The organism is Mucilaginibacter sp. (genome assembly GCF_036568825.1).
Taxonomy (GTDB): Bacteria; Bacteroidota; Bacteroidia; order Sphingobacteriales; family Sphingobacteriaceae; genus Mucilaginibacter.
Genome location: NZ_DATCRU010000080.1, coordinates 1 through 12690, shown reverse-complemented (window position 1 = coordinate 12690; position 12690 = coordinate 1). Strand labels below are relative to the sequence as shown.

Here is a 12690-nt window from a genome sequence, read left to right as displayed (position 1 = left end):
AAAATTTAAACTTTAATTAATCTATCAACGGCTTTATCCAAAGTTTCTTGTCTTTTGGCAAAACAAAATCTCAAAACATGATGGTCCGTCCCCATATTATAGAATGCCGAAACAGGTATAGAAGCTACTCCGATCTCCTTTGTAAGCCTGATAGCAAGATCCGCATCTTTTTCATCACTTATGCGTCCGTACCTAACTGATTGAAAGTAAGATCCGGAACATGGCAGCAATTCAAACCGGCTGCTTTTTAATGCATCACGGAAATAATCTCTTTTTTGCTGAAAGAAACCTTTTAAGCTTAAATAATGTTCTTCGTTTTTTAAATATTCGGCAATACCTACCTGCATAGGTGCATTTACGCAAAAGACCAAAAACTGGTGCACTTTCCTGAACTCATTCATTAAATGAGCAGGGGCCATGCAGTAGCCCACTTTCCAGCCGGTTGCATGAAATGGTTTACCAAATGATGCCACGATAAAACTGCGCTGCCTTAATTCAGGATAACGCGCCATACTCAAATGACTTTGCCCGTCATAGACCAAATGCTCATAAACTTCATCACTTAGTATCAGAATATCCTGGTTTTTTACAATTGCAGATAATTCTTCAATATCCTCCTTTTGTAATATGGTTGCAGTTGGATTATGCGGCGAATTCAGAATGATCATCCGGGTGCGGTTGTTAATGAGCCGTTTTACCATCTCCCAGTTTATTTTGTAATCAGGCGGTTCCAACTCAAGCGACTTCACAATTCCACCGGCTACCTTAATAGCGGGAGCATAGCAATCAAAAGCAGGCTCAAAAATGATCACCTCATCATTGGGGTGAATTACTGTTGTAATGGCAGTATAAATAGCCTGCGTACCGCCCGCGGTAATGGTTATCTCGGTATCTGGGTTGTAATAGGCGCGGTAGAGTTTTTCTGTTTTCTTACTGATCTCCTCGCGCAGCGACATCACACCGGCCATCGGAGCATATTGATTATAGCCATTCTTCATAGCCTGGTTCACCAATTTGATCAACTCAGGTGAAGTTTCGTAATCAGGAAAACCTTGCGAAAGATTAACCGCACCCAGCTCACTTGCCAGTGCCGACATCACGGTAAAAATAGTGGTGCCCACCTGGGGCAGTTTTGAAACAATAGGTATCATCTGAAGGCTAAAGTACTGAAATTATCTTAACCGAATGCTTTCTGATCAAACTCAAATTTTAACTAAGAAAACAGTTTTGAAATAATGATTATTTGACTTTAAAATTTTGATTATTAGCAATTTATATTCTACATTTAATGTAACGAACTAGTTACAAACTATTAAAACCTAAAGACATGAAAAAATTGATTTTGACTGCTTTAGCGGTCATTTCGTTTGCCTGCTTATGCAAGGCACAAGACGCCCAAGCACCTTACAAGGCTGAGTACTCGTCCAATTTTACAATTGCCGATCAGTCGTATGTCAACAAAATTTTAACACTATGGAAGGATTATGAAGAAAACGCGCTCGACAGGCATCTCGACTGGTTTGCTGATACAGTTTCCATGAGCTGGATGAATGGTCAAACGGTGAAAGGTAAAGCAGAAAACCTGTCGGGAGCAAAAGCATTCAGGGGGTCGCAAAGCAATTTGAAAGTTTCGCTCGATGCTTCAGTAAGTTTAAAAAGTGACAGAGGGGACAACGTAGTATGTGTATGGGGTACAGAAGAATATACTGATAAAGACGGGAAGAAAGTGGTTAACCATTTACAGGAAGTATGGGGCTTTAATAAAGATGGTAAAATTGATATGATGCTCCAATACGGGCGAACCGGTGGCAGTATGTAGATACTATAGATATGAAATTTGTTCATGAATAGTTTTAAGAAGGCCGTTTATAATCCGGCCTTCTTGCTGTTAGCAAGAATTATTTCCAGAACGCCGGTGTTTTATTTGTTCCCCTTGTAGTACAATCTGCACAGGCTGGGGTTGAGTAAGTGTAGCCGACTATAGTACTCCCACTATAAAGAACATCAAGCGGTATGCCAGATACAGGTGGTTTAATCAACAGGTCTTCTACCTCGTTGCCATTTATACCAGAATAAAAAGCATAATCTGCCTCGCATTTAGTTGAATACGGATAATCAATAGTTGTGAATGGTGGTACTATGCTATTGAGAAAATACACTCTTTTTGATTGCGGACTAGTTACTGAAACGAACCCCATAACAGGCTCACTGGCATCTTTTGTGTTATGGATATTGCCTGCAAACTGCGACGGTTGCGCATCAAAAATACTACCTAATGATTCACTGTTTTTTTTCAGGTTCTGATAAAATTCAAACTCCTCATTCGTAAGCGCATATTGAGTTACCAATATGGAATATTTGGTTTCTATCCTTTCTGAATGTATCGAAAATGCCGTAATGGGTACTTGATATACTACATCCTGAGCTAAATTAGTAGTGGACTGTAGTACAATGTCAGAAGAGTTGTTATTACCAAAACAATGAAATACCATATCCTGTGGCGGCCTGGGCACAATAGTAGAATGGGTCAGCGAATCTACCATGTATACAGAGTATTCCTGAACAGTAAATTGCCAGGTTTCCTGGTACGACCAGCGATAATAACGCGTTTGATTAGCCGGGTCATGCGTATTCAAATAGATGTTCACCGTGCTGTCCTTTAGCACATAACCGATGCTATCAATAGGAGGGGTTTGTTTTACCGCCATAAAGTCTGAAGCGTACACCTTTCCATCGCTGGTTACGATATGCAAACGATATTTATTATTAGCAGGCAGATTCAATCCGGGATTGCTGTAAACACCGGTTTGCAATTGATCGGTTAATGTATAGGATGATCCGTTATCACTTTCAACTTGTACTATCGCATTTATTAATGGACTATGTGTATTTTTTGCATTGAGGTTGACAGTTTTTGCTAACCTGATTATAGTAGAATCATTTCCGGGATTAATTATACCTTCTACTACCAGGTAACCAGGCTGTTTGCTTATTACCGGAGGGCTATAAGCCTTGCGGCATGAGAATAGCAACATGACAAACATTATGTATAAGCTGTACTTCATTGCAGCTAAGGTTTGGTGGTTTAATATGGCTTAACCAAATATACTGAATGATAATTAATAATTTAGTTATATAACTAAATTATTAATTATGCGATTTTAGCTGCCGCTTTCCTAATTACTTTTAAACTATTATCACAATGCGTAATTTAGCCAGATGAACCTCTCAAAATATCTGATCCTAATATTCGCTCTGATTTTTTTCGCATCCTGTAATTCACAAAAAAGCAATGTTCCGGTTGTTGGTTTTGTAGATGCTCTTGAGGACGCAACCATCTCACAGGCGCGTACCGGTTTTACCGATGCCCTGAAAAAGAACGGCTTTAGTGAAGATCAGAAAAATATCAAAATAGAATATCGCAATGCACAAGGGGATATCCCTACATTGACCCAGATTGTCAATTATTTTATTTCGGAAAAGGTTGATTTATTGGCGACCTGTACAACTTTGTCCACTATCACAGCAATTCAGAAAACCAAAACAATACCTGTTTTTGCCATGGTTTCACCAACTCCTGAGCGAATGAATGTGATCAGCTCGACTGGTGCTGCGCCAGCTAACCTGTTTGGTGCGGTAGAGGAACTGGCTTATATTGATACGTCATTCTCATTAATCCCCAAATTGCTAAAACCAAAAAGTGGTAAACTGGTGGTTGGTATGATCTATAATCAATCAGAACCACAGTCTGCCGATGCGATGAACCGTATTAAAGGGCTTGCAAATAAATTGAATGTTGAATTAATTGCTTTGCCTTTAAATTCATCTGCCGATGCGCAATTGATTACGAAATCTCTTTTGAGTAAAAATATAGATGCCTTTTTTGCTAATCCGGATAACACCGTATTTGCTTCTTTTGCAACGATTTTGAAAAGCTGTAACCAGGCTAATGTACCTATTTTTACCAGCGAAGCGGGCTTGGTACAGCGTGGCGCAGTTGCGGCATTCGGCGCCGATATTTACCAATGGGGCTACCAGGCAGGGGAGCAGGCTGCACAATATTTAAAGACACATAAAACAGATGGGTTAAAACCAGAAATGGTAAAGATTCGCAAACGGGTATACAATCCGGCTGCTGCCAAAAAATATAACATTACTATTCCGCCAAACTTTGAAGCTGTGAAATAATGGATTTCTATCTCACCGCATTATTACAGGGATTTTGCTTTTCGGCTATTGCATTGGGTATTTATATCTCGATGAAGATATTCAATATACCCGATATTACCACCGATGGCAGCTATACGTTTGGTGCAACAGTAACAGCCGTATTATTGACGCATCATTTGCCTGCCTTTCTTATTTTACCGATCGTTATAGCTGCAGGTGCTCTGGCAGGTTCAATTACAGGAATCATCCACACCAAACTAAACATAAACCCTTTATTGGCAGGTATATTGGTGATGACCGCGCTTTATTCAGTTAATCTAACTTTGATGGGGCGGTCAAACATTCCGTTGCTCAATGTCTCATCCATATTTTCTTTGATCAATATTTCGGGTGATCCCAATCAGAATACCTTCTGGATACTATTGTTTTTTGTAGTGATCGTTACGTTGATCATCGGTTACCTGCTTAAAACAGATTTTGGCATTGCTATGCGTGCTACCGGAAACAGTGAATCGATGGTTCGTGCTTTGGGTGTGAATACAGACCGGATGAAGATCATCGGTTTAGCCTTAGCGAATGCACTTACTGCAACCAGCGGTTATTTGATGACCCAGTTTCAGGGCTTTGCTGATATCAACATGGGAATTGGAATTGTGATAGTAGGTTTAGGTTCGGTTATCATTGCCGAATCGTTAATTAATTGGTTTAAGATTACATCGGTTTGGTTAAGCCTTATCCTTGTACTTTCCGGAGCAGTTATTTTTCAGATCATATTGGCTGTGACATTAAGTATCGGAGTCGACGCCAATTTGCTCAAACTGGTAACCGCGGCATTTGTACTGCTGATTGTTAGCCTTCCCCGTCTATCTTTCAAAAGCTCCTCATGATCGATCTGAAAAATATTCATAAAACTTTTAATAAAGGTAAAGCCAACCAGGTTGATGCCATCAGGGGAGTGGACCTGTCTATCTCCGAAAAAGAGTTCCTGGTGATCGTCGGCTCAAATGGTTCTGGAAAGACCACATTATTAAACCTCATTGCTGGTGCCATATTACCCAGTTCTGGCACTGTTCATATTGATGGTAATGACGTAACCAAACTGCCTGATTATAAAAGGAGCGAGTGGATTGCGCGGGTTTTTCAAAATCCATTAAGCGGCACGGCACCTGATTTAAGTATCCTGGATAATTTCCGCCTGGCAGCTATTCGCACCAAATCAAAAGGCTTGTCAATTGGTATTAATGAGCCCTTTAAAAAGTCAGTTAAGGAAAAGATTGCTATGCTGGGCATGGGGCTGGAGAACAAGATAGAACAACCAATGGGTACTTTGTCGGGCGGTCAGCGGCAGGCACTGACTTTGCTGATGAGCGTTATGGACACCTGCAAAGTTTTGTTGCTGGATGAACCTACCGCTGCGCTCGACCCCCGCTCTGCTGACATAGTAATGCGAACAGCCGATAAATTAACAGCAGAATTCGGACTAACCACCATACTCATCACCCATAATTTAAAGGAAGCTTTTACTTACGGCAACCGCATTATCCAGATGGCTGAAGGAAAAATTATCAAAGATCTGAATAAGCAAGAAAAAGCCGGTCTAAAACAGAACGATATTTTTGATTGGTTTAGCTAAAACACGATTTTGGGATTTTCTCTGATTGTCCATTACTCAAGTTTTAGAAATAGTCTTAAAAGCGTTATATTTGTAAAAATATATATAAAGCAAATGCTACGTCTAAATCACCTCCAACTTAAACAATCTGTGCGGCCTATGGGCTCGCAGCAGGAGGGCTATGCATTTGCCGGTCTCTTCTGCTTCCCGGTGTAGTCTGTATTCAGGCACATCAAATAATTATCAGTCTATTTTTTATTGAATTCGGTTTTGCCGGGTGTTTTACATTTTGTTTATGGACATATATTTGACTATAGAAGAGAAATATTTGCAGGCTCTTGATGAATTGTGGTATGGCGAACCTTCAAAGGCTTTACAGTTGCTGAACGAGATCATCGTGAATGACCCGCTTTATGCAAGGGCACATTACCAGTTGGGGAAGTTGTATTATGATAAGATCGGCGATTACCAGTCAGCCGGATATCACTTTAAAATCTGTGCTGAACTTGAGCCGAAGTTTCCGGATGTATATTATCACTACCTGCGTTTGTTGGTTTTCCTGAATATGGAAAAGCAGTTCAAATTGGTTAGTGAGAAGGCCTTACAGATTCCGGGCGTAAACTATGCATCTGTTTATAACCTGATCGGCTTATTTGCCGAGAAGAAAAGAGAGTGGGCTGAAGCAATAGAGGCTTATCGTAACGCATTGCTGGAAACTACCTGTAAAGATGAAAAGGATGATATCCAGGAAAGTATTGAAAGAGTGAAAGAGAAAAAGCGCCAGGTGAAGAAATACAATTACGAGTTATCCAATTAAAAAGGCCCCGGTTCCGGGGCCTTTTGGTTTATAATCTGTTTGCTTATTTTTTATAAGTTATCTTATAAATTGTTCCTTTACTGTCATCGCTTACATATAAAGCACCGTCTGGCCCCTGTGCTAAACCACATGGACGATGTTGTGCAGCGCCTTTGGCTTTATCCGCGGCGCTGCCTGCAAAACCATCAGCAAATACTTCCCATTTGCCGGATGGCTTTCCATCTTTAAATGGCTGAAACACCACGAAGAAACCGGCTTGTGGCTCTGGTGCCCTGTTCCATGAACCATGGAAAGCGATGAATGCACCGTTTTTATATTTTGCCGGAAATTGGTTACCGGTATAAAACAATAAACCGTTTGGAGCCAGGTGACCCGGATAAGCAGCTACAGGATTAATCGCATTTTGCCCACCTTCTTTTTTACCGTCGCCGCCATACTCAGGCATTAATATTTTTTTATGTGTTTGCCAATCGTAGTACATATAAGGCCAGCCCGCGTTGTCGCCTTTTTTCAAAGCATACATACATTCTGCAGGTAGTTCAGCAGATTGTTTTTCGGTAAAATATTGAGGGTATAGATCATGCAATTGATCACGGCCATGCTGCATCACAAAAAGCTGGTTATCCTGCGTGTTCCAGGTAAGGCCTACTACGTTTCTTAAACCTGTTGCATAGCGTACGCCATCACCATAATGCTGGTTTGGTTTGCTTGCGCTGAATTGCCAGATACCACCGGCTGAATCAAGAATAGGACAGCCCTTTCGGCCCGGAGAGCCTTTTTGACGGTCTTTTACCTGGCAGGCATTTGAATACGCACCGATATTTACATACAAGTGTCCTGCATTATCCAATGTAATCGCTTTTGCTTCGTGCTCTCCACGGCTTAGCAAACCGGTAACAATTTTTTCAGGTTTATTAGGATCGATTACTTCATTGTTAGCGTTCAATTTAAAACGGAACACTTCTTCATCGGATGAAGCATATAGGTACCCACTTTTTACTGCGATGCCTGTACCACCAAAGCTGCCAAACGAAGCTTTTACATCAGCCTTGTCGCCATTTTGATGCAGGAGTAAAATGCCTTTGCCTTTTTCAAGCCCTTTAAGTTTTACATAGATCTCATTCTGCGGTGTAACGGCGATGTGCCTTGCACCACCCAGGTTATCAGCAATAATGTTGGCGCTGAAACCGGCCGGTAAAGTAAGTCCGGCACTCTCCGGGGCATTGAAATTATGGTGTTTGGCCCGGATATCATTTTTTAATGCGAGCAACGTAATGACGCCTGCAGTGGCCAGTACAGGCAGCAAGATGGTTCCCCATGCTTTTCTTTTCATGATAGTTTGTGATTTGGTACCAAATTTATAAGATTATACAATAAATAGTAAAATGTGTTTGTATCAATGCAATGACAGTGATAGGGATCTTAAGCTGTTTTTGCCGGGCAAATCTTCATCTTAATTTCACCTTCCCGAAAATTATATTTTGAATTTATTATAATATAAAAAATATAATATCAATTTAAGTATAGTCATGTCCTTGTTCTATTGCGGAATTAAACCTTTTCAGTTTGCTATTGTCCTAGTTATATAAAATTTAATATTTAATATTATGAAAAAGATAGCACTCATATCAGCAATAGCACTAAGCGGTTTATTATTTAATAATAAAGCTGATGCCCAGATAAGAATTCATTTAGGTTTGAATTTTGCTCCACGACCAGTGGTAATTTCAGAACCAGTTCAGTCTGATTACTGTGAGCCAACCAACTATAATGGTGATGAGGATTATTACTATTTGCCAGACGTAGATGCGTACTACAGTGTACCCGATCAGTGTTACTATTACAATAACGGTGGTGCATGGGTTTCAGCAACCTATCTGCCAGGTGCTTACAGGGATTATGACTGGCGCTCTGCCCGCAGGTACGAAGTTCGTGCACCACGTCCGTTCATGCACGCCGATTACTATCGTGCAAGATACAATGGTGTAAGCTTTAACGGTCACTGGGATCGTCCTTATAACCGTGCGTATGCAAACAACTATCATTATAACAATGATAACAGGGTTAATAACCATGGCTGGAATAATGATAACCGCCGTAACGACTGGAACCATGAACAACATTTTGATAACAGAGTTCAACAAAACCGCGGTTTTGACAGGGGTGACCACGGCCACAGGGAAGGCAGATTTTAAACCCGATATAGATTGTTAATTGAAAAAACCACCGTGTAGATCCGGTGGTTTTTTTGTTAATAGCGACTTGCTTCGGTAAGTAGCTGAATAGCTTCCTCACTCAAATTCAGTTCAAGCGCCCTTGTGGTTTCACGCAGTTGTTTTACACTGGTAGCGCTGGCAATAGGGGCAACGATACCCGGTTGAGCAATCACCCATGCAATAGCTGCACCCGGTGGAGTCGTATGATACTCTTTTGCAATTTTATCCAAAGCATCCAATATCCGGAAACCACGTTCATTCATATACTTTTTCACGCCTCCTCCGCGCGGGCTTTTTGATAGATCATCTGCCGAGCGATACTTCCCAGTTAAAAACCCACTTGCAAGTGAATAATAACTGATCACTCCAACATTATTTTCGAGACAAACAGGCTGTAAGTCCTTTTCAAAATCTTCACGATCATATAAATTATACTCCGGCTGTAGTGTTTGATAGGACTCCAATTTGTTGTCATTACTGACTTTCAATGCTTCCTTAAAGCGATCGGCACTATAGTTTGACGCGCCGATAGCTCTTACTTTACCTTGCTTTACCAGATCGGTAAAAGTCTCCATGGTTTCTTCCAAAGGAGTGCTCCTATCATCTTCATGCGATTGGTACAAATCGATATAATCGGTTTGCAGACGTTTTAAAGAGTCTTCAACTGCACGAGTAATGTAAGCCTTTGATAATCCCTTTTTATCTGGCCCCATCGGTTTACCCCCTTTGGTAGCAATGATCACTTTATCCCGGTTGCCGGATTTCTTTAACCAATTCCCGATTATCATCTCTGATTCTCCGCCTTTATTTCCCGACACCCATTTGGAATAGACATCGGCTGTATCAATAAAATCAAGGCCCGAATCAACAAACGTGTCCAATAAAGTGAAAGAGGTCTTTTCGTCGGCCGTCCAACCAAACACATTGCCACCAAAGCAAAAGGGATGTACCCAGATGCCTGATTTGCCCAATTCGCGTTTTTCCATATTGAAGTAAAGTAAGTTATTTTGTAACTGTCACCTGTTCAGCTAGTTCATCCACCCAACCCGAAAGATAGGGCTCTGTGCCGTCAATCCTTTGCCATCTGTGTTTATTATCCATAGCGATCACCAAATGCAAGGTATCATCCAGCGATTTAAACTCATATGCCTGTGAATAATTTTTCAGGCTAAGCGGATTAACTATTCCATCCACTGGGCCGTCTGTGCCGGTTAAAGTTGCTTCAAATTGTTCTTTCATAGTGTTCAAGTTTATTAATAAAACGCCCGCCATATGTATGTGTTTTATATTTTTACATTGACTGAACATTAAACGCTAATGCTAATTTTACATCGTGGAAAACATTACACCCGATCCGAAAATATTAAATGACCTTGTGAAAACTAAAATGCCCTTTGGCAAACATAAAGGTACCCTATTGTGCGATTTGCCTGTGTATTATCTTGAATGGTTGAAGAACAAAGAGTTTCCTCCGGGAAAAATGGGAATGTTATTATCAAGCGTTTATGAGATAAAGATCAACGGGCTTGGCAATATATTTTACCTGGTTAAGGCGGCAAATCAAAAACAGGTGTAAGGGATATGACTTATTTACGACAAATGGAGACAACCGGGCATTTTACGGTTGCGTATGTTGATTAAAGTAACAACCATAAATTCTATTGTAAATGAAAAAGATTGCATTATATCTGGCATCCGTTCTTTTATTCTGCGGATGTGTAAACGGACAGAGCAGGAATGATTTTGCCACAGTCCCTCAACCCAAAGCAGGCGAAAGCGTAGCCACATTTGGCGGCGGCTGTTTCTGGAGCATGAGCGAAGCAATGTCCGAATTAAAAGGAGTAAATAAAGTAGTATCAGGTTATGCTGGCGGTACCAAAGTCAACCCAAGCTATGAAGAAGTTGGCACACAGACGACAGGCCATGCTGAGGTAGTTCAGATCTATTACGATCCCAAAGTGATCAGCTATGCTACATTAGCCAAATCCTTCTTTTTTGCTCATGATCCGACAGAACTGAACCGCCAGGGACCTGATGAAGGAACTGACTACCGTTCAATAGCATTTTATCGAACTCCCGAAGAACACGAAATACTTTTGAATATGATAAAGGAAGTAAATGCCACCAAGCATTACAGCGACCCGATAGTTACCCAGGTTGTTCCTTTTAAAGCATTTTATCCTGCTGAAAAATATCACCAGGGATATTATCGCCTGCATGGTGACAATCCATACATCATCAATGTATCCGAACCTAAAGTAATGAAGTTCAGAAAAGTAATGCACGCTGAGTTGAAGCCGGAGTACCAGAAGTAAGTTGTATTAGTTGTATTGGTTGGAGTAGTTGTATTGGTTTGCACTATTTCAACCAATACAACCTTTTTAACATTTACAACTAATACAACCAAACTACAACTTACTAAACCATCCTTTTTTCCAGAAAACTACCACTTGTATCACCGCAATGATCAGCATCCCCAGCAGGGCATACATATATCCATGCGGTGAATATAACTCAGGCATATTGCCGGGCATTACTTTGTTGGTAACTGGATCTACACGGGAAAAGTTCATTCCATAAATGCCGGCAACGAAGGTTAACGGAATAAATATTACTGAAATGATGGTTAGCACCTTCATGATCTCGTTCATGCGGTTGCTCACCATGGAAAGGTACAGATCGATAATGCTGGAGGTGATTTCCTTATAGCTTTCTACCAGGTCCATTATCTGGATGCAGTGGTCGTAGGCATCGCGCAGGTACATTTTTACTTCAGATGAGATCAGCGGACTTTCTGTACGGATCATATCATTGATCTTATCACGCTCGGGCCAGGTAGCACGCCGCATAATGATCAATATCCTTTTCATAGCCTGTGAGTTGTACATAACGGTTTTGTCAGGACTGGTATACAAGTGATCTTCGATCTCATCCAGCATATCACCGGCTTTGCCTAACAGCACGAAGTAATTATCCAGGATGGTATCGATCAATGCATAGCACATATAACCCGGACCTGCTGTACGTATAGCGCCTTTGCCGGCCTTTAACCGTGCTTTAACCGCTTCAAAATATTCTTCATGTGTCTCTTCAAAGCTGATGATAATATTTTCTTTGACCAGGGCCGAAAATTGGCAGTTGACCAGCTCATGGTCTTTATTAAAGTTGATGATACGACTTGTTGTGAAGACATAATCATCGTATTCATCAAATTTGGGGCGTTGGTGGGTATTAACGATATCTTCCAGTGCTAATGGATTAATGCCTAAATATTCGCCGATTTCCTCCATCAGCTTTAAATCGCCTAATCCTTTTATCTGTATCCAATGGGTATGTTCACAGCATTTTTTAAACTGCGACAGGATCACCTGCATGCTCTTACCTTCGGAGCTCACCAACTCACGCTCATTATAGCTGTAAACCATAATGATAGGCTTCAGCGCTCCTTCGGGAATGATGATAGAGCCCGGTTTAGCGCCGACATCTACAGGCTGTCTTTTTACTTTATACCGGATGCGTTTGATCGGAGTATTCATCATAAATAATTTATGGATTGAGGCCCCTGGTTAAATAGCAGGTCGACTATGCTGAGGTTTCTCATGAATCCGTGCCTTTCCTCAAAAACCTGGAAGTATGGTTTCTGCTGAAAATCAGATACTTTTTTTGAATTAATGGTGTGCCTTAAATCCGTTAATGCAGGATATTCAGGTTCATAGGTTTCAGTATAATTAACGGTGGCTTTTATCTTTAATAGCTTCAGAATTAGTTGAACCAGCTGATCGTTATAATCGAACAAAAACGTTTCTTTCTTTTCATAAAATGGAGCAAACTCATCTTCATAATACTCAAAATAAGCAGAACGACGATAACAACCC

The 12690-nt window shown here is 40.8% G+C and carries 15 protein-coding genes; 8 read left to right on the top strand and 7 right to left on the bottom strand.

Features of this window, described 5'->3' with window-relative positions; genetic code table 11:
* Positions 1 to 5: 5 nt before the first annotated feature.
* Positions 6 to 1151 (bottom strand): methionine aminotransferase, encoded by a 1146-nt coding sequence (locus VIM89_RS17815; RefSeq protein ID WP_488157533.1) that lies wholly within the window; start codon positions 1149 to 1151, stop codon positions 6 to 8.
* 176 nt (positions 1152 to 1327) lie between these two features.
* Between VIM89_RS17815 and VIM89_RS17810 the strand changes: the two genes are divergently transcribed.
* On the top strand, positions 1328 to 1819 hold the full coding sequence (locus tag VIM89_RS17810; protein WP_488157532.1) for a hypothetical protein: 492 nt from the start codon (positions 1328 to 1330) through the stop codon (positions 1817 to 1819).
* 79 nt (positions 1820 to 1898) lie between these two features.
* On the opposite strand, the gene VIM89_RS17805 is transcribed toward VIM89_RS17810, so the two are convergent.
* Positions 1899 to 3065, bottom strand: a complete 1167-nt coding sequence (locus tag VIM89_RS17805; RefSeq protein WP_488157531.1) for a DUF4249 domain-containing protein — start codon at positions 3063 to 3065, stop codon at positions 1899 to 1901.
* A gap of 154 nt (positions 3066 to 3219) precedes the next feature.
* Between VIM89_RS17805 and VIM89_RS17800 the strand changes: the two genes are divergently transcribed.
* The 4 genes from VIM89_RS17800 (at position 3220) to VIM89_RS17785 (ending at position 6599) form a co-directional block, all read left to right on the top strand.
* A complete protein-coding gene (locus VIM89_RS17800; protein WP_488157530.1) occupies positions 3220 to 4188 on the top strand; it encodes an ABC transporter substrate-binding protein in 969 nt (322 codons plus the stop codon).
* On the top strand, positions 4188 to 5057 hold the full coding sequence (locus VIM89_RS17795) for an ABC transporter permease (RefSeq protein WP_488157529.1): 870 nt from the start codon (positions 4188 to 4190) through the stop codon (positions 5055 to 5057). Before VIM89_RS17800 ends, VIM89_RS17795 begins: the two co-directional genes overlap by 1 nt.
* Positions 5054 to 5803, top strand: a complete 750-nt coding sequence (locus VIM89_RS17790) for an ABC transporter ATP-binding protein (RefSeq protein WP_488157528.1) — start codon at positions 5054 to 5056, stop codon at positions 5801 to 5803. The genes VIM89_RS17795 and VIM89_RS17790 overlap by 4 nt, the downstream gene beginning before the upstream one ends.
* Before the next feature lie 274 nt (positions 5804 to 6077).
* On the top strand, positions 6078 to 6599 hold the full coding sequence (locus VIM89_RS17785) for a hypothetical protein (RefSeq protein WP_488157527.1): 522 nt from the start codon (positions 6078 to 6080) through the stop codon (positions 6597 to 6599).
* 43 nt (positions 6600 to 6642) lie between these two features.
* Here the strand turns inward: VIM89_RS17785 and VIM89_RS17780 are convergent, their stop codons facing one another.
* Complete coding sequence (locus VIM89_RS17780; protein ID WP_488157526.1) at positions 6643 to 7932, bottom strand: PQQ-dependent sugar dehydrogenase; 1290 nt, start codon at positions 7930 to 7932, stop codon at positions 6643 to 6645.
* Between the two features lie 274 nt (positions 7933 to 8206).
* Between VIM89_RS17780 and VIM89_RS17775 the strand changes: the two genes are divergently transcribed.
* Positions 8207 to 8794: a hypothetical protein gene (locus VIM89_RS17775; RefSeq protein WP_488157525.1), complete on the top strand. Its 588-nt coding sequence runs from the start codon at positions 8207 to 8209 to the stop codon at positions 8792 to 8794.
* 56 nt (positions 8795 to 8850) lie between these two features.
* On the opposite strand, the gene VIM89_RS17770 is transcribed toward VIM89_RS17775, so the two are convergent.
* Entirely contained in the window at positions 8851 to 9801 is a 951-nt protein-coding gene (locus VIM89_RS17770) for an aldo/keto reductase (protein WP_488157524.1), read from the bottom strand.
* A 16-nt stretch (positions 9802 to 9817) separates the two neighbouring features.
* Positions 9818 to 10054: a hypothetical protein gene (locus VIM89_RS17765; protein ID WP_488157523.1), complete on the bottom strand. Its 237-nt coding sequence runs from the start codon at positions 10052 to 10054 to the stop codon at positions 9818 to 9820.
* Positions 10055 to 10148: 94 nt separating this feature from the next.
* Between VIM89_RS17765 and VIM89_RS17760 the strand changes: the two genes are divergently transcribed.
* Both VIM89_RS17760 and msrA read left to right on the top strand, forming a co-directional pair.
* Positions 10149 to 10391 (top strand): DUF3820 family protein, encoded by a 243-nt coding sequence (locus VIM89_RS17760; RefSeq protein WP_488157522.1) that lies wholly within the window; start codon positions 10149 to 10151, stop codon positions 10389 to 10391.
* Between the two features lie 91 nt (positions 10392 to 10482).
* On the top strand, positions 10483 to 11130 hold the full coding sequence (gene msrA / locus VIM89_RS17755) for a peptide-methionine (S)-S-oxide reductase MsrA (RefSeq protein WP_488157521.1): 648 nt from the start codon (positions 10483 to 10485) through the stop codon (positions 11128 to 11130).
* A gap of 93 nt (positions 11131 to 11223) precedes the next feature.
* Here msrA and corA read toward each other — a convergent pair whose 3' ends face one another.
* Together corA and VIM89_RS17745 are read right to left on the bottom strand one after the other, a co-directional pair.
* Entirely contained in the window at positions 11224 to 12354 is a 1131-nt protein-coding gene (corA, locus tag VIM89_RS17750) for a magnesium/cobalt transporter CorA (protein WP_488157520.1), read from the bottom strand.
* On the bottom strand, positions 12351 to 12690 hold a 340-nt coding region (locus VIM89_RS17745), incomplete at its 5' end, for a WbqC family protein (protein WP_488157519.1). The genes corA and VIM89_RS17745, both read right to left, overlap by 4 nt.